The following is a 19,117-nucleotide window of genomic DNA, read 5'->3' as shown; positions in this document are numbered from 1 at the left end:
CGCTCAGCTCGGCGTGCCGGTCAGCGCCGGCCAGGGGAACCGGGCGGCCAGCCCGGTCAGCAGGTCCACCTGCTGCTCCACGTCCTTCGGACCGGCCACCGCGCCGTCCCAGGTGGAGCAGAGGCAGTTGCCCTCGATCCACCAGCGGCGCGGAAAGTCCGGCGTGGCGACGATCCGGCGCACCTCCGGGGTGAACAGCACCCGGCCGAACTCCGGCTGGTCGGTGTGGTCCTGCGGCTGACCGGGCCGCACCTCGGGCAGCCCCATCAGCTGGGCACGCAGGTTGGCGGACGGATCCGCGGCGCCCTCCTCCTGCTTCAGGTAGTCCAGATAGGAGGCGAGCAGCCAGGGCAGCGCGACCGGCAGCTGCACGATCCAGACGGTCTGCGGCTCGCTGTTGCTGTCGTTCGGCCGGCGCCGGTCGAAGACCATGAAGTTCATCCCGTTCGCGGTGCCGTGGACCACCTCCTGGCCGGTGGTCGACGTGGCGTCGTTCGGCACCGCCAGCAGCCGGGACACGCTGCGCGGGCCGGGGACCGGGACGGCGGCCTCGGCCGCGTAGGTCCAGCCCTTGCGCTCGGCCAGCCGCCGGCGGAGCATGCTCCCGGCCTGGCCGGCCAGTTTCCGGTAACCCTTGAGCACGCCGATCAGCAGCGCGATCTCGGCGATCAGCGTGCCGATGCCGACCACCCAGCCGTTCACCTGCGGCACGGCCTTCACCATGCCGGCCACCCCGGCGAGCGCGCCCATCGACATGAAGGTGATGCCGAAGACCGGGGAGTCCCGCTCCGCCTTGCGCTCGACGGCCAGCGTCGCCGCGCCGACCGCGGTCAGGGCCAGCGCCAGCGCGGCCGGCACCGGCAAGCCGAGCTTCACCAGCAGGGCGCCCACCGCCAGGGTGGCGCCGAGCAGCACCAGAATGATCAAACGAGACATGTCTTGTCCGCCTCTCCGCCGGTCACGGGCGCATCTTGCCGACGAGCGGACCGCTGTCCACCACCGGCCGGCCGAGCTGCGCGACGATCTGCTCCAGCTGCGGGCCCAGCGGCTGCTCGCCCTTGGCCACGGCCACCTCGACCGGCACCTTGCGGCCGTCGAAGGTGACCACGTAGTAGCAGAGCAGCTTGCCGGTGAGCGCGTTGTTGCCGCCCGCCTTCCACAGCCAGAGCTGGTCCACCTCGGACCAGGCCACCGCGTCCAGCTTCTTGTTCTTGGTGTGCACCAGACCCTGCTCGAACAGGTAGGTCGCGGTGAACCCGGCGAACAGGGCGGCCAGCGCGTAGCCCAGGACGACCACGCCGACCACCATCAGCGGGCAGCCGAGCAGCGCCAGCGGCCGGAAGTCGATCAGCGAGCCGAGCCAGGCGAGCAGGATGCCGCCGGCGATCAGCGCGATGCCGCCGCCGAGCCCGAAGGCCAGGTTGCCGAACGGGTTGCTGCCGCGCTGCCCGGCGACCAGCCGGCCGAACTGGCGGCTCGCGGCCGCCTGGAGCACCTCGTCCGGCGGCGGGGCCGGTGCGGCGGACGGGTGGGGATCGGGGGTGTGAGCTGGTTGAGTCATCGGCGGAGATAGTAGCCACGGTCGATCAGACGCGCTGTCCCGTGGTGGCCGGGACCACGCGGCCCAGCCGGATCGCGGAGATCAGGAAGAAGATCGCGCCCGGGATCGCGTAGCCGATCACACCGGTCAGCGTCGGGTCGTCCGCCGACGCCCCGGCGAGGAACGACGCGCCGGCCAGCACCGAGATCCCGCCACTGAGGATCATCGGCCACTGGCCGGCCATCCCGCGCCGGGTGACCGCCACGACCAGCTGGACGAGCCCGGCCACGACCGCCCAGGCGCCCCAGACCCGCAGCACCGCCGGGATGCCGGAGGTGACCGCGACGGCCAGGCCGATCGCCGCCAGCGAGCTGACCGCGATATTGACGTGGAGGAGCCGGGACCGGGAGGCGCGGGCGTCGGCCACGGCGGCCGCGACGTCGAAGACCGGGTAGAGCACCAGCAGGGTGGCGGCGAGCGGGCCGAGGTGGCCGGCGGTCGGGAACATCACCAGGGCCCAGGCGAGGGCGAACCCGAAGCGGGCGAAGTACAGGCGGCGCAGGGTGGCGGGCATGACGGTCCCTTTCGCAGGCGTAGAGCAAGAACGAACGTTCTGTCTCGGCACACCATGACAAGCCTCCCCGGTGGCTGTCAAGAAAGAACGTTCTGTCGCTACGATGGGGGGCATGGCTCCCAGCGAGGCGCGGCAGCGGCTGCTCACCACGGCGTCCCGGATCTTCTACGCGGAGGGCATCCACGCGGTCGGCGTCGACCGGATCCTGGCCGAGGCGAACGGGACGCGGGCCACCTTCTACCGGCACTTCCCCGGCAAGGAAGACCTGGTCGTGGCGTATCTGCGGGAGGCCGACGCGGGCATCCGCGGGCAGCTCGACGAAGCCGCCGCCGGGCTGCCGCCGGCCGGCGCGGTCCGCGCGGTGGCCGCCTCAATCGTCGCCGGCATCCGGTCACCCGGCTTCCGCGGGTGCGCCTTCCTGAACGCGGTCGCGGAGTATCCGCAGCCGGATCACCCGGTGCATCAGGCCGTGCTCGCGCACCGGCAGTGGTTCCTCGACACGATCACGGCGCTGCTCGCCCGGATCGACGAGGCCGGCGCGGAGCCGGCCGGCCGGCACTTCGTCATGCTGCGCGACGGCGCGATGGCGGCCGGCTGCCTCTTCGACCCGGCGGCCATCGGCGAGACCTTCCTGCGCGGCGTCGACAACCTCCTCGACGCGCACGGCGCCCGCCGATCGCGATGATCGATCCCTTTCGGTACGGACGGCCGCGTCGTCCTCCGGTGCGGGCGGTCGCGCCGCCCGTCCGCGGGATCCGGCTGCTGGACGCCGTGATGGCGGGTCGCTGACCGCGGAGGACGCCGCGGGTCGCGCCGCGGCCGTGCGGGGGCCGGGCGTCGCGGGGTGCCCGCGGACCCGCACGACACGCGCCGCGGTCGTGCGCGGGGCGGGCATCGCGAGCCGGCCGGCACGGGACCACCAGTCGTACCGGATAAAAAATCCGTGCGGGGGCGAGCGGCGTCGCGGCAGCGGGTCAGGGGCACAGCGGCCCGGCGGCGACGGGACCGGTCAGAGGCGTTCGATGATGGTGGCGGTGGCCATGGCGCCGCCGGCGCACATGGTGATCAGGGCGGTGCTGCCGCCGGAGCGTTCCAGCTCGTGCAGGGCCGTGGTGAGCAGGCGGGCGCCGGTGCTGCCGACCGGGTGGCCGAGGGCGATCGCGCCGCCGTTCACGTTGACCCGGTCCGGGTCGGCCTGGTGCACGGTCAGCCAGGAGAGCACCACGGCGGCGAAGGCCTCGTTCACCTCGATCACGTCCAGGTCCTCGATCTTCATGCCGGTGCGGGCCAGGACCCGGTCGGTGGCGGCGATCGGCCCGTCCAGGTGGTAGTAGGGTTCCGCGCCGATCAGGCACTGCGCCCGGATCCGGGCCCGTGGCCGCACGCCGAGATCCCGGGCCAGGCCGGCGTCCATCAGCAGGATCGCCGCGGCGCCGTCGGAGATCTGCGAGGAGGTGCCCGCGGTGTGCCGGCCGTCGGGCAGCACCGGGCGCAGCCCGGCCAGGCCGGCCGGCGTGGTGTCGCGCAAGCCCTGGTCCCGGTCGACGCCGCCGACCGGCGTCACCTCGCGGTCGAAGCGCCCCTCCCGCCAGGCCCGGGCCGCGTTGGCCTGCGAGCGCACGCCGAACCGGTCCAGGTCCTCCCGGGTCAGCCCGCGCCGGTCGGCGATCCGCTCGGCGGCGACGTACTGGTTCGGCAGGTCGAGGGTCCAGGAGTCGGGGCGGGGCAGGCCGGCGTCGCCGAGGTTGGCCCGCAGCGGGACCCGGCTCATCGACTCGACGCCGCAGGCCACGCCGGTCCCGATCGCGTCGGCGGCGATCAGCCCGGCGATCAGGTGCGCGGCGTGCTGGGCGGAGCCGCACTGGGCGTCGACGGTGGCGCAGCCGGTGGCGTGCGGCAGGCCGGCGTGCAGCCAGGCGGTCCGGGTGATGTTGTTCGACTGCTCGCCGCCCTGGGTGACGCAGCCGCCGACGGCCTGCTCGACGCGGGCCGGGTCGAGCGCGGCGCGGTCGAGCAGCGCGCGCTGGACGGTGCCGAGCAGCTCGGCGGGGTGCCGGTCGGCGAGCACGCCGCCGCGGCGGCCGATCGGGGTGCGGACCGCTTCGACGATCACCGGTACGCCCATGGCACCTCCCGAAAACTAGAACGTGTTGCTATATCGAAGCACAGGAGTTTGAATCGGTAGAACCTGTTACCGAGGAGGAGCCGTGATCGACCTCACCGACCCGGAGATCTACGTCCACGGCATCCCGCACGCGGAGTTCGCCGAGCTGCGCCGCAGCACCCCGGTGCGGTGGATCCCGCAGGCCCGCGGCAGCGCCGGTTTCGACGACGAGGGTTACTGGGCGGTGACCCGGCACGCCGACGTGATGACCGTGTCCCGGGACAGCGAGACCTTCTCCAGCTGGGAGAACACGGCGATCGTGCGGTTCCAGGCGGACATGCCGCGGGACCGGATCGAGATGCAGCGGGCCGTGCTGCTCAACATGGACCCACCCCAGCACACCCAGCAGCGCGCGATCGTGTCGCGCGGCTTCACCCCGCGAGCGATCACCAGTCTGCGTACGGCCCTGGCCACCCGTGCCGAGCGGATCGTCCGCGAGGCCGGCGAGGCGGCGGAGGGCGACTTCGTCACCGAGATCGCCTGCGAGCTGCCCCTGCAGGCGATCGCCGAGCTGCTCGGCGTGCCGCAGGAGGACCGGCGCAACGTCTTCGACTGGTCGAACGCGATGATCGGCTACGACGACCCGGAGTACCGCGGCGCCGCCGACCCGATGGAACCGGCGATGGAGCTGCTCGCGTACGCGATGAAGATGGCCGAGGAGCGGCAGGCCTGCCCGCGCGACGACATCGTCTCCACGCTGGTCCAGGCCGAGATCGACGGCGAGCACCTGTCCGCCGACGAGTTCGGCTTCTTCGTGCTGATGCTCGCCGTGGCCGGCAACGAGACCACCCGCAACGCGATCTCGCACGGCATGCTGGCGCTGCTCGAACACCCCGAGCAGTGGGCGGCCTTCCAGCAGACCCGGCCGCGGACCGCGGTCGACGAGATCGTCCGCTGGGGCACCCCGGTGAACGTGTTCCAGCGGACCGCGACCCGGGACACCGAGCTGGGCGGGCAGCGGATCGCGAAGGGGGACCGGGTCGCGCTCTTCTACGGGTCGGCGAACTTCGACGAGGCGGTCTTCGACCACCCGGAGCGGTTCGACATCACCCGCAGCCCGAACCCGCACCTCGGCTTCGGCGGCAGCGGCGCGCACTTCTGCCTCGGCGCCAACCTGGCCCGCCTGGAGATCGACCTGATCTTCAACGCGATCGCCGACCGGATGCCCGGGATCAGCCTGGCCGGCCCGGCCGAGCGGCTGCGCTCCGGCTGGCTGAACAGCATCAAGCACCTGCCGGTGCGGTATCGATGAGATCCTGGGCGGCATGACGGAACTCGACGCCAAGGCGAACCTGCACCGATACCTGCGGGAGGCCCGCGAGGCGCTGCTCGGCAAACTGGACGGTCTCTCCGAGTACGACGTGCGCCGCCCGCTCGTGCCCACCGGCACGAACCTGCTCGGACTGGTCAAACACGTGGCGATGATGGCCGCGGGCTACTTCGGCGAGGTGTTCGACCGGCCGTTCCCCGAGCCGCTCTCCGGCCTGGACCCGGACGCCGAGCCGAACGCCGACATGTGGGCCGCCGCCGACGAGTCCCGCGACGACATCACCGGCCTGTGGCACCGGGCGTGGGCGCACGCCGACGCGACCATCGACGCGCTGCCGGTCGACGCGCCCGGCGCGGTCCGCTGGTGGGGCGGCGAGCCGGTGGCGCTGCACCTGATCCTCACGCACATGCTGGCCGAGCTGAACCGCCACGCCGGCCACGCCGACATCGTCCGCGAACTGATCGACGGCGAAGCCGGCTGGCGCCGCCCGGGCGACAACCTCGCCGACCTCGACGACTGGTCCGCCTACCGCGACCGCTTGGAGGAGACGGCCCGCAAGTTCGCCTGAGAGGGCGTTCGCGTACCGGCACGGCATGGCGGCACGTCCCGCGAGTCCTGGCGCCGTGGGACGTGGCCTACCGGTGGTTCCGGTGCTGGAGCGCCGACGGCATCGGGGACCGGGTCCACGATCGACTGCGCGATCGGCTGCGCGCTCCTTGCTGGCGCCGCCCCGTTGCCTCCACGAGTCGGGAGTGCTAGGAACTGCTGACCACCCACATCGAGAAGAACTGGGAGCCGCCGCCGTACGCGTGGCCCAGCGCGGTCCGGGCGTGGGGCACCTGGTGGTCGCCGGCCCGGCCCATCACCTGCATGGCGGCCTCGGCGAAGCGGAGCATGCCGGAGGCGCCGATCGGGTTGGAGCAGAGCACCCCGCCGGACGGGTTGACCGGCAGCCGGCCGCCGATCCGGGTCTCGCCCGCCTCGACGAGTTTCCAACCGTGCCCGGGTTCGGCGAAGCCGAGGTTCTCCAGCCACATCGGCTCGAACCAGGAGAACGGCACGTAGATCTCGGCGACGTCGACCTGCTCCAGCGGGTCGGTGATGCCGGCCGCCTGCCAGAGCGCCCGCGCCGCCTCGGCACCGGCGCGCGGGTTCACGTGGTCCTTGCCGGCGAAGAAGGTCGGCTCGGTGCGCATCGCGGTGGCCCGGATCCACGCGACCTGGTGCGCGCAGGCTTCGGCGGCGACCTGGTCGCCGATCACCACGGCGCACGCGCCGTCGGAGGAGGGGCAGGTCTCGTCGTACCGGACCGGGTCCCAGAGCATCGGCGAGGCCTGCACCGACTCCACGGTGATGTCCGGCTGCCGCAGGTGGGCGTACTCGTTGAGCGCGCCGTTGCGCCGGTCCTTGACCGCGACCAGCGCGCCGATGTGCCCGGGCGCGTGCGAGCGCCGGATGTAGGCGCGCAGGTGCGGCGCGAAGTAGCCGCCCGCCCCGGCCCCGATCGGCGCGGTGAACGGCGGCTGGATCGACAGCGCCCACATCGCGTTGGACTCGGACTGCTTCTCGAAGGCGACGGCCAGCACCCGGCGGTGCACGCCGGCGCGGACCAGGGTGGTCGCCACGTTCGCGGTGGCGCCGCCGACCGAGCCGGCGGTGTGCACCCGCAGCAGCGGCCGACCGGCCGCGCCGAGCGCCTCGGCCAGGAACAGCTCGGGCATCATCACGCCCTCGAACAGGTCCGGCGCCTTGCCCAGCACCACCGCGTCGATCTGCGGCCAGTCCACCCCGGCGTCGAGCAGGGCCCGGTCGATCGCCTCCCGGCACAGCCCGGCCATCGACACGTCGGTGCGCCGGGTCCGATGGTGGGTCTGCCCGGTGCCGAGCACGGCCGCACGCCTCACGATGCCTCCAGGACGCAGACGAGGTTCTGTTGCAGGGCCGGTCCGCTGGTGGCGTGCCCGGCAGCGGTCCGCGCCCGGCCGGACATGACTTCTCCGGCCGCCGCGCCGATCCGGGCCAGTCCGGCCGAGAACATCGGGTTGCCGCAGAGCGCGCCGCCGGACGGGTTGATCCTGACCCGGTCGCCGAGCCCGAGCGCGGCCCGCAGCAGCAGCTCCTGATGGGTGAACGGGGCGTGCAGCTCGGCCACGTCGAGGTCGCCGGGCAGGCAGGCCGCCTGGGCCGCGGCGCTCGCCGACGGCACCTCGGTCAGATCGCGTTCGCCGAGGCCCTGCGGGTCGATCCGGTGCGCCATCCCGCTGATCCAGGCCCGTCGCGGAGCCCGCCGGGCACGCTCGCCGGCCGCCAGCACCAGCGCCGCCGCACCGTCCGAGACCGGTGCGCAGTCGTGTCCCCGCAGCGGGTCCGCCAGGTAGGGCCCGGCGAGAAGATCATCAAGATCAAAGACACCGGAGACCTGACTGTACGGATTGGCGCGCGCGTCCGCCCGGCTGCGCACCGCGACCTCGGCCATCGCCCGCTCGCTGACCACCCCGGCGTCGACCGCGCACCGGGCCTGCACCGCGGCCACGCTCACCGAGTCCGGCCACAGCGGCGCCACCGTGTAGGGGTCCAGCTGCAGCGCCAGCACCCGGCGCAGCTGCCCGGCCGACGACTTCCCGAAGCCGTAGACCAGCGCGGTCTCCGCCTCCCCGGCCAGGATCTGCACGTACGCCTCGTAGCACGCCCACGCCGCGTCCATCTCCACGTGCGACTCGCAGATCGGCGGGTACGCCCCGATCGCGTCGACCGCGTTGACGAACGAGAACGCCCGCCCGGCCAGGTAGTCCGACGAGCCGGAGCACCAGAAGTCCACCTCGCGCCGGTCCAGCCGGGCCTCGGCGAGGGCTCGCCCCAGGACCGGGACCAGCGTCTCCACGCCGCTGGTGGTGCCGGCCGACGGCAGGCACGGCGCCTGGGCGAAACCGATGACGGCGACCTCGGTGCTCATAGGTGGTCCTGGAACGACTCGTAGGGCGCGTCCGGCTCGCCGGTCGGGCGGAAGTGCGCGATGTTCTCCGGCGTGGTCGTCCAGCTCGCCCGGTCGCGCCAGACCGCGGCCACCCGCATGCCCATCCGCACCTGGTCGGCGGGCAGCCCGAGGATCAGGTGCGGGACCGGGATGTCGGCGCCGTCCAGCAGGATCTGCGCGACCACGTAGGGCGGCTCCAGGCGTTGCCCGGCGAACGGCACGTTGACCACGCAGAACGTGGTGACCGTTCCCCGGTCGCGGACGGCCACCTCGGTCTCGGTCGGCACGCCGTCCGCGGGGCAGACCCGGGGCGGCACGTAGACCTTGCGGCAGACCGGGCAGCGCTGCCCGAGCAGCCGGCCCTCGGCGAGGGCGCGCAGGTAGCGGCTCTCGTCGGCGGAGGTGGTGTGGGTGTACGACAGCCGGATCGGCGTGGTCATGACGGTGACCGGCTCGTCGGCGAGCCGGAGCGGATCGGCGGAGCCCTCGCCGGGCTCGAAGCACGCGATGTCGCGGATGTGCCCGGTCCGCTCGGCGGCCCAGCGGATCCGGACCCGCATCCCGGTACGCATCCGCTCCGGCCGGCCCGCGTCCACCGCGTGCAGCAGGGCGGTGTCCGCCCCGTCGAGCCGGATCAGCGCCCAGCCGAACGGGCGGTCCAGCGGCTGCCCGTCGAGCGGCCGGTCGGTCCAGGTCCAGCCGGTCACGGTGCCGGTGGCGGCCACCTCGACCAGGTCGGTCAGCGGGGCGTGGGTGGCCGGGTCGTATTCCAGCGGCGGCACGTGCACCCGGCCGTCCGCGGTGCGGCTGCCGAGCACCCGCCGCTCGCGCAGGCCGGTCATGAACCGGCTCAGCACCGGGCCGAGCGAGCGCGTGTAGTCGAAGCTGATGGTCAGCGGGGCGGAGAGCGGTGGCGCATCCACGCCATTCAGTGAAACACGTTCTAAGTTTGCGATTCAAGGCCGCCCCGTGACGTCTGTTCCGGGACTGGAACGCGTTATAGAGTGGCGGCCGTGGACGACATCGGGCTGTGGACCATCGCGGGCCGGGACCCGGACCGGGTCGCGGTCGTCGACCCGGACGGGCGCACCGTCACCTACGGCGAGCTGGCCGCCCGGGCCGACCGGATCGGGCGCGGCCTCCAGCAGCGCGGCCTGGTCCCCGGTGACACCGTCGCGATGCTGCTGCCCAACGGCGCCGACCTGCTCGCCGTCGAGTTCGCGACGCTGCAGACCGGGCTCTACTCGGTGCCGCTGAACTGGCACCTGACCGCCGCCGAGATCGGCTACATCGTGCGCGACAGCGGGGCGAAGGTGTTCGTCGCCGACGAGCGGTTCGCGGCGACCGCGGCCGCCGCGGGGGCGCTGTCCCCGGTGAGCGTGGCGGAGCTGGACGGTGGGCCGGGGCGGCCGGAGCCGCGGACGACCGGGGCGCTGATGGTCTACACGTCCGGCACCTCCGGGCGGCCCAAGGGGGTGCGCCGGCCGTTGACCGGGGCGGACCCTGACGTCGTACCCCAGGTGTCCCTGTGGTTCTTCGGTCTTTTCGGTCTCGCGCCCTTCGACGGGCACGTGCATCTGTGCTGCTCACCGCTCTACCACACGGCGGTGATGAACTTCGCGACGATCTCGCTGCAGGTCGGGCACCCGGTCGTGGTGATGGACCGGTGGGACCCGGAGGAGATGCTCCGGCTCGTCGAGCGGCACCGGGTCACGCACAGCCACATGGTCCCCACCCAGTTCCGCCGCCTGCTCGCCCTGCCCGAGAAGACCCGGCTACGGTACGACCTCAGCTCGATGCGCGTGATGATCCACGGTGCCGCGCCCTGCCCGCACGAGGTGAAACGCCGGATGCTGGACTGGTGGGGTCCGGTGGTGGTCGAGTACTACGCGGCCAGCGAGGGCGGCGGCACCCTGATCACCGCGGCCGACTGGCGGAAACGGCCCGGCTCGGTCGGGCAGGCGTGGCCCGGCTCGCGGGTGCGGGTGCTCGACGAGGACGGCGCGGACGCGCCGGCCGGCCGGCCCGGCACGGTCTACCTGCAGATGGGCGACGCCACCTTCGAATACCTCGGCGACGCGGAGAAGACCCGGCGGTCCCGGAACGGGAAGATGTTCACCGTCGGGGACATCGGTTACCTCGACGACGACGGCTACCTCTACCTGTGCGACCGCAAGAGCGACGTGATCATCACCGGCGGGGTGAACGTCTACCCGGCCGAGATCGAGAACGAGCTGGCCACCCATCCTGCGGTCGCCGACGTCGCGGTCTTCGGGGTGCCGCACGACGAGTGGGGCGAGGAGATCAAGGCGGTGGTGCAGCCGGTGCCCGAGGTGACCGCCGGCCCGGAGCTGACCGGCGACCTGCTGGCCTTCCTCGCCGACCGGCTGGCCCGGTTCAAGCTGCCGCGCACCGTGGACTACGTCGACGAGCTGCCCCGCGACCCGAACGGCAAGCTCTACAAGCGGCTGCTGCGCGATCCCTACTGGGCCGGACGTGAGCGCGCCATCTGATTCTCCGGCCGGGTGTCGTATCGTCGGACGGTGCCCGATTCCGTAGTGAGCCGCAAACGTGCCGCCGCCGGCCCGCCCCTGAAGACCAAGGCCGAGAAACGGGCCGAGGCCAAGGCCGCCAAGGCGCGGGCCCGGGCGCGGCAGAAGCGCCGCGAGACGCTGACCGTGGCCGGCGCCGCGGTGGTCGTGCTGGCCCTGGTCGTCGGGCTGGTCGTCTGGATCGGCACCTCCTCGTCGCCGTCCTCCTCGACTGCCTCGTCGCCGTCCTCGGCTCCGTCGGCGTCCACCCCGGAGCCGGCCGCCGCCACCGCTGCCCCGGCTCCCTCGGTCCCGGCGGCGCTGAGCAAGAAGCCGGTCACCACCGCGGGCAAGGGCGCGGTCACCAAGCTCAGGACGACGACCCTGATCAAGGGGACCGGGCCGGCGGTGCGGTCCGGTCAGACGCTCGCCGTGAACTACGTCGGCGTGACCTACGCCGACGGCAAGGAGTTCGACTCGTCCTGGAAGCGGTCCGAGCCGTTCAGCTTCCCGATCGGGGCCGGGCGGGTCATTCCGGGCTGGGACCAGGGGCTGATCGGGGTGCCGGTGGGCAGCCGGGTGCAGCTCGACATCCCGGCCGAGATGGCCTACGGCGACAATCCGGGCACCGGGCAGCCGGCCGGCGCGCTCCGCTTCGTCGTCGACGTCCTGTCCGCCTCCTGAGCCCGGTCGTGTTCGCATCCGGCCGGAGGCGAACACGACTCAGCCCACGCCCTCAGCCCACGCCCAGCTCGCCGGCCAAGGCGCGAGCGTCGGCCTCGGTCAGCCGGGTCGCCACCACCGCCGTGCCGCCGGTCAGCTTCTCCAGCACGACCGGGTGGCTCAGCAACCGCTTGTCCAAGACGATGGCGAGCTGGTTGCCCGGCTCCGGCCGGGCGCTCACCTGCCCGGTCAGCTCGGTGAACCGGGCGGCGTCCGGGTCGGCGAAGGTCACCGCCACCACCCAGCCGTTCCCCTGATCCGACTCGTCGCGCACCTGCACCCGGTCCAGCTGCTGCACGGTGAACCCGCCGTCGGCGGACACCGTCAGGCATTCGCCGCCGTCGGTGTACTCCCGGTCGGCGGCGGTCGGCGCGCAGGCGCCCGGCGCGACGGCCTGCACCATGTACAAGCCCAGCGGCGCCCGTGCCGCCCCCGGCTTGACCGGCCGGTCATCCGGCCCGGGGTCGACCAGCAGCCAGACCACCACGGCGGCCACCACCAAGACAGCGGCGCCGCCCCACAGCCACCGCCGGGCCGGCGCCGTCGTGGCGGGCGGTCGGTCGCCGGCGGTCCCGTTCCCGGGCCGGGGCGCGGCCCGCTGGGCGATCAGCAGTCCGATCACGCCGATGACGGCCAGCGGACCGGCCACCAGTCCGAGCCACGGGATCTTGCCGATCAGACCCGCCGCGGTCCCCACCGCTCCGATGATCACGAGTAGCCGCCACACCGGGACACTGCCATTTCCGGACCGCGCCATGCCGTCTCCGCTCCGTCACCGACCCGTCACCGGATCGAACCGCACGAATCGTAGAACGAGGCTGCCATCGTCGCGCCCGCGGCGCGGTACGTTCGGAACCATGACTGGCTGCGGGCGTAGGCCGTGATGAAGGTCGGACATGAGGAGGCGCGAGCGGCGTTCCTCGCCGGGCTCGACGCGTTCGTGGCCGTGGCCGAGGAGCTGAGCGACGCCGATCTGATGGCGGCCAGCCGGTGCGCCGGCTGGACCACCGGCGACGTGGTCGTGCACGTCCATCTCGGACTGCAGGAGATGCTCCTCGGTCTGGTCAGCGCCACGGCGGAGGGCGCGGGCGGCAGCGCCGTGGTTGCGGACGCCGATGCTGCCGGCTACTGGCGGTCGAGCCCGCCGGCCGCTGACGACGCCGACGACCAGCTGGCCGGCATGCGGTTCGTCCGGCTGCTCGGCGCGGCCTACCGGCGACCGTCCGGCGCGGTCCGGCATCTGCTGCCGACCGTGGCCGGCATCCGCACCGCGGCGACCCGGCTGCCGCCCGGCGCCGTGCCGTTCCAGGGGCACGTGCTGACCACCGGCGATTTCCTCGCCACCTGGGCGGTCGAGCTGGCCGTCCACCACCTGGACCTGGGCCGGGAGCTGAGGCTGCCGCCACCGGCGCCGGCCGCGCTGCGCCTGGCCCGCTCGACGGTGGAGGCGCTGGCCGGTGAGGCGGCACCCTCCTCCTGGACCGGCGAGACGGTCGTCCTGCTCGGCACCGGCCGCCTGCGACCCGACGCGGGCCAGCGGGCCGAGGCCCCGGCGCTGACCGGCAAGCTCCCCGTGCTCGGCTGAGGCCGGTCCGGCCGACCGGACGGTCAGCGACCCCGGAAGTCCGGCGTCCGCTTCTCGATGAAGGCGCGCGGCCCCTCCTTGGCGTCCTCGCTGCGGAAGACCGCCGTGCCGATCTTCGACTCGACGGCGAAGGCGTCGTTCTCGGCCAGGCCCTCGGTCTCCCGGATCGTGCGCAGGATGGCCTGGACGGCGAGCGGGCCGTTCGCGGCGATCGCGCCGGCCAGCTCGAGGGCCTTGCCGAGGGCCTGGCCGTCCGGGACCACGTGGCCGATCAGGCCGGCGTCGCGGGCCTCGGCGGCGCTCAGCTGGCGGCCGGTGAGCAGCATCTCGGCCGCCACCGTGTAGGGCAGCTGGCGCACCAGCCGGACGGCCGAGCCGCCGAGCGGGAAGAGTCCCCAGCGGGCCTCGGAGACCGCGAACCGCGCGCTCTCCCCGGCCACCCGCACGTCGGTGGCCTGCAGGATCTCGGTGCCGCCGGCGACCGCCGGACCTTCCACCGCGGCGACCAGCGGCTTGCTCAGCCGCCGGCCCTTGAGCAGCGCGTCGATCCGGGACAGGTCGGCGCCGTCGAAGGTGTCGCCGGGATGGGACTCGGTCATCGCCCGCAGGTCGGCGCCGGCGCAGAACGCGCCGCCAGCCCCGGTCAGCACGGCCACCCGGATCGCCGGGTCGGCGTCCACCCGGTCCCAGGCCTCGCGCATGATCGCCATCATCTCGGCGGAGAGCGCGTTGCGGACCCGGGGCCGGTTCATCGTCACGATCAGGATCGGTCCACGCTGCTCGACGACGGCGTGCGGTTCCACAGTGTCACCTCCGGCAGAGCTTGCCTCGTACGATAACAGGTTCTAGTTTTTAGCGATGGCGGCAAATATTGCGGACCTGTTCGAGCACGCGGTCGACGCCTTCGGCGACCGGATCGCGGTGTGCTTCGGCGAGCAGGAGGTCAGCTACGCCGAGCTGGAGGAGCGCGCCAACCGTCTGGCGCACTTCCTGCATGATCGCGGGGTGGCCGCGGGTGACCACGTCGGGCTGTACGCGGGCAACTCGGTCGAGGCCGTGGTGGCCATGCTCGCCGTCTACAAGCTGCGCGCCGCGGTCGTCAACGTCAACTACCGGTACGTCGAGAACGAGTTGCAGTTTCTCTTCGCGGACGCGGGGCTGTCGGCGCTGGTCCACGACCGCCGCTTCGCGCCCCGGGTCGCCGCCGTCCTGCCCCGGATCTCCGGCCTGCACACCGTGGTGGTGCTGCCCGACGGCACGGACGGCGCGGCGGACGGGACGCCGTACCGGGAAGCCCTGGCCGCAGGCCGCGCGGAACGGGACTTCGGCGAGCGATCCGCCGACGACATCTACCTGCTCTACACCGGCGGCACCACCGGTTACCCGAAGGGCGTGCTGTGGCGGCACGAGGACGTCTGGCGCACCCTCGGCGGCGGCGTCGACTTCATGACCGGCATCCCGCTGGACGACGAGTGGCAGCAGTCCCAGCGCGGCGCCGCCGGGGACGGCATGGTCCGGCTCTGCCTGGCCCCGCTGATCCACGGCAACGCGCAGTGGGCCGCGCTGATGGCGCTGTTCGCCGGCGACACCGTGGTGATGCTGCCGCACTTCGACCCGGACGAGGTCTGGCGCGTCATCGACCGGCGCCGGGTCACCGTGGTGGTGCTGATCGGCGACGCGATGGCCCGCCCGATCATCGAGGCGTACGCGTCCGGCGGCTACGACGGCTCGTCGGTGGTCGCGGTCTCCTCCAGCGGCGCGCTGTTCTCCCCGGTGGTCAAGCGGCAGTATCTGGACCTGCTGCCGAACGTGCTGGTCACCGACGCGATCGGCGCCTCGGAGACCGGCTTCACCGGGCTCGGCGTGGTCGCCGACGTGCCCGGCGGCGCGGTCCAGGACCCGCGCGTCATGCCCGGCCCGCACACCGTCGTGCTGGACGCCGACAACCGGCCGGTGCCACCCGGCGGGGTCGGCCGGCTCGCCAAGAGCGGCTATCTCCCGCTCGGCTACTACAACGACCCGGAGAAGACCGCCGCCCTGCTCACCGAGGTCGACGGGGTGCGCTACGCGTTCCCCGGCGACCTGGCCCGGCTGGAGGAGGACGGCACCATCACGCTGCTCGGCCGGGGCAGCACCTGCGTGAACACCGGCGGCGAGAAGGTCTTCCCGGAGGAGGTCGAGGGCGCCCTGAAGACCTGCCCGGACGTCTTCGACGCGCTGGTCATCGGCATCCCGGACGACCGGCTCGGGCAGCGGGTGGCGGCGCTCGTGCAGACCCGGCCCGGCGCGGAACTGGACCTGGCCGGCGTCGAGGAGCACCTGCGCGAGCGGATCGCCGGCTACAAGGTGCCCCGCGCGGTCTGGGTGGTCGACGAGATCCACCGCACGATCAGCGGCAAGGCGGACTACCGCTGGGCGCACCGGCACGCCGCCGAGCACCCGGCCGAGGAGATCAGCCATGCGGACTGAGCTGTGTGAACGCCTCGGCATCGAGCACCCGGTGGTCGGCTTCAGCCCGTCCGAGCAGGTGGTCGCGGCGATCAGCCGGGCCGGCGGGCTGGGCGTGCTCGGCTGCGTGCGGTTCAACGACGCGGACGAGCTCGACGCGGTCCTGTCCTGGCTCGACGAGCAGACCCGGGGTTTCCGGTACGGCGTCGACGTGGTGATGCCCAGCCGCGAGCCGGCCGAGGGCGCCGCCGCCGACCTGGACCGGCTCATCCCGCAGGGTCATCGCGACTTCGTCGAGCGGACCCTGCTGCGTCTCGGCGTGCCGCCGCTGGGCGTCGACCCGGAGCGGCGGGCCGGCGTGCTCGGCTGGCTGCACTCGGTGGCCCGCTCGCACGTCGAGGTGGCGCTGAACCACCCGGTCCGGCTGATCGCCAACGCGCTCGGCCCGCCGCCGCCGGATGTGATCGCCCAGGCCCACCGGCACGGCCTGCAGGTCGCCGCGCTGGCCGGCCGGGCCGACCACGCCCGCAGCCACGTGGCGAGCGGCGTCGACATCGTGGTGGCCCAGGGCTACGAGGCGGGCGGCCACACCGGTGAGATCGCCAGCATGGTGCTGGTGCCGGAGGTGGTCGACGCGGTCGGGGAGGGCGTGCCGGTGCTCGCCGCCGGCGGGATCGGCAGCGGCCGGCAGATCGCGGCGGCGCTGGCGCTCGGCGCGCGCGGCGTCTGGATGGGCTCGGTCTGGCTCGGCACCGCGGAGTACCGCAGCACCGCGGCGCTGCGTGAGGCGCTGCTCAAGGCCCGCTCGTCGGACACCGTCCGCAGCCGGATCTACTCCGGCAAACCGGCCCGGCTGCTGCGCAACCGCTGGACCGACGCCTGGAACGAGGAGCAGGCGCCGAGCCCGCTGCCGATGCCGCTGCAGAACCTGCTGGTCGCCGAGGCGCACACCCGGCTGATGGAGTCCGGCGACCCGACCGTGGTGCCGATGCCGGTCGGCCAGATCGTCGGCCGGATGAACGAGGTCCGCCCGGTCGCCGCGGTCGTCGCCGACCTGGTCGCCGAGGCCGACGAGACCCTGGCCCGCCTCGGCAAGCTGGCCGGCTAGAGGAGGACCACGGCGCGGCCGCTGAGGGTTCCGGCCGCCAGTTTCCGGTACGCCTCCGTCACCTCCGCGAAGGCGAACTCCTGCACCTGGTTGACGAGCAGCCCGGCCGCGGCCAGCGCGAGCACCTCCTGGGCGTCGGCGATCGACGACCCCTGGAAGGTGAACACCTCGCCGTCGGCGGGCAGCGTCCCGAACCAGGGCCGGGCCAGCCGCCCGCCGGCCGAGCCGATCAGCCCGTAGGCCCCGCCGGGCCGGACCGCCGCGATCCCGGCCGCGATGGTCTCGTCGGTGCCGACGAAGTCGAGCACCGCGTCGGCCCTCCCGGCCGGCGCCTCCGCCGTCTCGTGCGCGCCGACCGACGCCGCGTAGGCCCGGCGCTCGGCGGACACGTCGACCGCCACCACCCGGGCCGCGGTCAGGATCCGGAGGAACTGCACCGCGAACGCGCCCAGCCCGCCGGCGCCGAGCACCACCGCGGTGCCGCCCGGCGCCAGGTGCGGCCGGGCCCGGCGGACCGCGTGGTAGGCGGTGGCGCCCGCGTCGGTGAGCGGCCCGGCGTGCCGCGGGTCCAGCCCGCCCAGCGGCAGCACGCTGCGCCGGTCGGCGACCACGTACTCGGCCAGCCCGCCGTCCCGGCCGTAGCCGCGCCCGGTGCGCCCGCCCGGGCAGGCGTTGTCCCGGCCGCGCACGCAGAGCCGGCAGCTGCCGCACGACGCGGGCGAGACCAGCGCCACCGGCGTCCCGTCGGGCAGCCAGCCGGCCGTCTCGTGGCCGAGCGTGAACGGCATCCGCCAGCCGAGCCGCTCGCCGGCCTCCGGTGGCATCCGCCGCATGGTCAGGTCGGAGCGGCACAGCCCGCACCCGGCCACCCGGACCAGCACCTGGCCGGGCCCGGGCACCGGCTCGGCCACGTCGCAGGGCTCCGGAGCGGCTCCCCAGGCGGTCATCCGATAGGCGCGCATACCCTCAAGACTGAAACGAGTTCTACCGACTGGCAAGCGAGCGTTGACGATGATTTAGAACACGTTCTAGCATGGGTCGTGGTCACTGAGTCGTTCGCTGACGCCATCGCGCGAGCCGAGCGCGCCATCACCGAGGCGCCGCACGTCCGCGGCGAGCGGGACCTGATCGAGGGCTACGACTATCTGGCCGGCGGCATCCGCGCCTCGATCCAGATGGCCTGGGCCTACGACCGCGACTTCCCCTACTTCGTGCGCTCCACCGGCCCGTACACGAAAATGGGTCTCGACAACCCGGACACCCTCTACTTCCACGCCTGGCTGCGCGACGACGCCGAATACGTGGTGACCGGCCGCCGGGGCAGCACCGCCGACCTGAGCTTCCAGATCCTGGACGGCTCCTACTCGCCGGTCGGCGTCCCGGGCAGCCTCGCCGCCTTCGACGACCGCGAGGTCGAGCTCGACGCCGACGGCAGCTTCGCGATCCGCTTCGGGCCCGGCCTGACCGGCCGCAACGCGTTCCCGCTCGCGCCCGGCTCGGCGATGCTGGTGGTGCGCGAGGTGTTCAGCGACTGGGCCCGCGAGGAGCCCGGGACGCTGCGCATCCATCGGGCCGACCGGTTCGGCTGCGGGCCCGCGCCACTCACCGAGGAGACCCTGACCCGACGGTACGCCGTGGCCGGCAAGATGCTCGTCGGCCGGATCCGCACCTTCCTGGCCTTCGCCGAACGCTTCTACCTGAACCTGCCGGTCAACACGCTCACCCCGCCCCGGCTCACCCCCGGCGGCCTGGCCACGCAGTACTCGTCGGCCGGTCACTACGCGCTCGACGACGACCATGCCATGGTGGTCACCGTCCCGGTCGCCGGCGCGCCCTACCAGGGCCTGCAGCTCGGCAGCATGTGGTACGTCTCGCTGGACTACGTCAACCACCAGACCAGCCTCACCGTCCCGCAGGCGAAGGTCGATCCGGACGGCATGATCCGCTACGTGATCAGCGAGCGCGACCCCGGCGTGGCGAACTGGATCGAGCGCACCGGCCACGACCGCGGTTACGTGCAACTGCGCTGGCAGCGGCTGTCCCGCGCGCTGACCGAGGCGGACGGGCCGCGGGTCGACCTGGTCGCCGTCGACGACCTGCCCAAGCAGCTGCCCTACCACGAGCCGATCGACCCGGCCGGGTGGCGGGCGCGGATCGCCGCCCGGCAGGCCGCCACCGCGGCCCGGATGCTGGGCTGAGC

General features: G+C 73.5%; 19 protein-coding genes. 9 read left to right on the top strand and 10 right to left on the bottom strand.

What is annotated here, in order from left to right; genetic code table 11:
- Window positions 1-3: 3 nt before the first annotated feature.
- From BJY16_RS43235 to BJY16_RS43225, 3 genes are read right to left on the bottom strand one after another with little or no spacing between them, the layout of a single operon-like run.
- Window positions 4-936 (bottom strand): hypothetical protein, encoded by a 933-nt coding sequence (locus BJY16_RS43235; RefSeq protein ID WP_185045496.1) that lies wholly within the window; start codon window positions 934-936, stop codon window positions 4-6.
- Between the two features lie 22 nt (window positions 937-958).
- Window positions 959-1,561 (bottom strand): DUF6585 family protein, encoded by a 603-nt coding sequence (locus tag BJY16_RS43230; RefSeq protein ID WP_185045495.1) that lies wholly within the window; start codon window positions 1,559-1,561, stop codon window positions 959-961.
- A gap of 25 nt (window positions 1,562-1,586) precedes the next feature.
- Window positions 1,587-2,114: a hypothetical protein gene (locus tag BJY16_RS43225; protein ID WP_185045494.1), complete on the bottom strand. Its 528-nt coding sequence runs from the start codon at window positions 2,112-2,114 to the stop codon at window positions 1,587-1,589.
- 112 nt (window positions 2,115-2,226) lie between these two features.
- Between BJY16_RS43225 and BJY16_RS43220 the strand changes: the two genes are divergently transcribed.
- Window positions 2,227-2,799, top strand: coding sequence for a TetR/AcrR family transcriptional regulator (locus BJY16_RS43220; protein ID WP_239177941.1), 573 nt, complete (start codon window positions 2,227-2,229; stop codon window positions 2,797-2,799).
- Window positions 2,800-3,123: 324 nt separating this feature from the next.
- On the opposite strand, the gene BJY16_RS43215 is transcribed toward BJY16_RS43220, so the two are convergent.
- Window positions 3,124-4,239, bottom strand: coding sequence for a steroid 3-ketoacyl-CoA thiolase (locus tag BJY16_RS43215; protein WP_185045492.1), 1,116 nt, complete (start codon window positions 4,237-4,239; stop codon window positions 3,124-3,126).
- Between the two features lie 82 nt (window positions 4,240-4,321).
- Here BJY16_RS43215 and BJY16_RS43210 point away from each other — a divergent pair, with 82 nt between their 5' ends.
- Together BJY16_RS43210 and BJY16_RS43205 are read left to right on the top strand one after the other, a co-directional pair.
- Window positions 4,322-5,530: a cytochrome P450 gene (locus BJY16_RS43210; RefSeq protein WP_185045491.1), complete on the top strand. Its 1,209-nt coding sequence runs from the start codon at window positions 4,322-4,324 to the stop codon at window positions 5,528-5,530.
- Window positions 5,531-5,543: 13 nt separating this feature from the next.
- A complete protein-coding gene (locus tag BJY16_RS43205; protein ID WP_185045490.1) occupies window positions 5,544-6,116 on the top strand; it encodes a DinB family protein in 573 nt (190 codons plus the stop codon).
- Between the two features lie 187 nt (window positions 6,117-6,303).
- Here the strand turns inward: BJY16_RS43205 and BJY16_RS43200 are convergent, their stop codons facing one another.
- Genes BJY16_RS43200 through BJY16_RS43190 form a run of 3 tightly spaced genes read right to left on the bottom strand, consistent with a single transcriptional unit; the run spans window position 6,304 to window position 9,454 of the window.
- Window positions 6,304-7,452, bottom strand: a complete 1,149-nt coding sequence (locus tag BJY16_RS43200; protein WP_185045489.1) for a thiolase family protein — start codon at window positions 7,450-7,452, stop codon at window positions 6,304-6,306.
- A complete protein-coding gene (locus tag BJY16_RS43195) occupies window positions 7,449-8,501 on the bottom strand; it encodes a thiolase family protein (RefSeq protein ID WP_185045488.1) in 1,053 nt (350 codons plus the stop codon). Before BJY16_RS43195 ends, BJY16_RS43200 begins: the two co-directional genes overlap by 4 nt.
- On the bottom strand, window positions 8,498-9,454 hold the full coding sequence (locus tag BJY16_RS43190; protein WP_185046942.1) for an OB-fold nucleic acid binding domain-containing protein: 957 nt from the start codon (window positions 9,452-9,454) through the stop codon (window positions 8,498-8,500). The genes BJY16_RS43195 and BJY16_RS43190 overlap by 4 nt, the downstream gene beginning before the upstream one ends.
- Before the next feature lie 81 nt (window positions 9,455-9,535).
- Here BJY16_RS43190 and BJY16_RS43185 point away from each other — a divergent pair, with 81 nt between their 5' ends.
- Complete coding sequence (locus BJY16_RS43185) at window positions 9,536-11,035, top strand: acyl-CoA synthetase (RefSeq protein ID WP_185045487.1); 1,500 nt, start codon at window positions 9,536-9,538, stop codon at window positions 11,033-11,035.
- A gap of 30 nt (window positions 11,036-11,065) precedes the next feature.
- Window positions 11,066-11,737, top strand: coding sequence for an FKBP-type peptidyl-prolyl cis-trans isomerase (locus tag BJY16_RS43180; RefSeq protein WP_239177942.1), 672 nt, complete (start codon window positions 11,066-11,068; stop codon window positions 11,735-11,737).
- 52 nt (window positions 11,738-11,789) lie between these two features.
- Here BJY16_RS43180 and BJY16_RS43175 read toward each other — a convergent pair whose 3' ends face one another.
- A complete protein-coding gene (locus tag BJY16_RS43175; protein ID WP_185045485.1) occupies window positions 11,790-12,473 on the bottom strand; it encodes a SecDF P1 head subdomain-containing protein in 684 nt (227 codons plus the stop codon).
- Between the two features lie 186 nt (window positions 12,474-12,659).
- On the opposite strand from BJY16_RS43175, the gene BJY16_RS43170 reads away from it, so the two are divergent.
- The gene (locus BJY16_RS43170; protein WP_185045484.1) at window positions 12,660-13,361 is read left to right on the top strand and encodes a maleylpyruvate isomerase N-terminal domain-containing protein; all 702 of its coding nucleotides are present in this window, start codon (window positions 12,660-12,662) and stop codon (window positions 13,359-13,361) included.
- A 23-nt stretch (window positions 13,362-13,384) separates the two neighbouring features.
- On the opposite strand, the gene BJY16_RS43165 is transcribed toward BJY16_RS43170, so the two are convergent.
- The gene (locus BJY16_RS43165; protein WP_185045483.1) at window positions 13,385-14,164 is read right to left on the bottom strand and encodes a crotonase/enoyl-CoA hydratase family protein; all 780 of its coding nucleotides are present in this window, start codon (window positions 14,162-14,164) and stop codon (window positions 13,385-13,387) included.
- 55 nt (window positions 14,165-14,219) lie between these two features.
- Here BJY16_RS43165 and BJY16_RS43160 point away from each other — a divergent pair, with 55 nt between their 5' ends.
- Both BJY16_RS43160 and BJY16_RS43155 read left to right on the top strand, forming a co-directional pair.
- Window positions 14,220-15,830, top strand: coding sequence for an acyl-CoA synthetase (locus tag BJY16_RS43160; RefSeq protein ID WP_185045482.1), 1,611 nt, complete (start codon window positions 14,220-14,222; stop codon window positions 15,828-15,830).
- Complete coding sequence (locus tag BJY16_RS43155; RefSeq protein WP_185045481.1) at window positions 15,820-16,917, top strand: NAD(P)H-dependent flavin oxidoreductase; 1,098 nt, start codon at window positions 15,820-15,822, stop codon at window positions 16,915-16,917. Before BJY16_RS43160 ends, BJY16_RS43155 begins: the two co-directional genes overlap by 11 nt.
- On the opposite strand, the gene BJY16_RS43150 is transcribed toward BJY16_RS43155, so the two are convergent.
- Window positions 16,914-17,879: an alcohol dehydrogenase catalytic domain-containing protein gene (locus tag BJY16_RS43150; RefSeq protein WP_185045480.1), complete on the bottom strand. Its 966-nt coding sequence runs from the start codon at window positions 17,877-17,879 to the stop codon at window positions 16,914-16,916. The two genes, BJY16_RS43155 and BJY16_RS43150, sit on opposite strands and share 4 nt — an antisense overlap.
- Window positions 17,880-17,957: 78 nt before the next feature.
- On the opposite strand from BJY16_RS43150, the gene BJY16_RS43145 reads away from it, so the two are divergent.
- Entirely contained in the window at window positions 17,958-19,115 is a 1,158-nt protein-coding gene (locus BJY16_RS43145; protein ID WP_185045479.1) for a hypothetical protein, read from the top strand.
- Window positions 19,116-19,117: the final 2 nt, after the last annotated feature.

The organism is Actinoplanes octamycinicus (assembly GCF_014205225.1).
Classification (GTDB): Bacteria; Actinomycetota; Actinomycetes; order Mycobacteriales; family Micromonosporaceae; genus Actinoplanes; species Actinoplanes octamycinicus.
The sequence above is the reverse complement of the archived record's forward strand: the minus strand, read 5'-3'. Positions and strand labels throughout refer to the sequence as shown.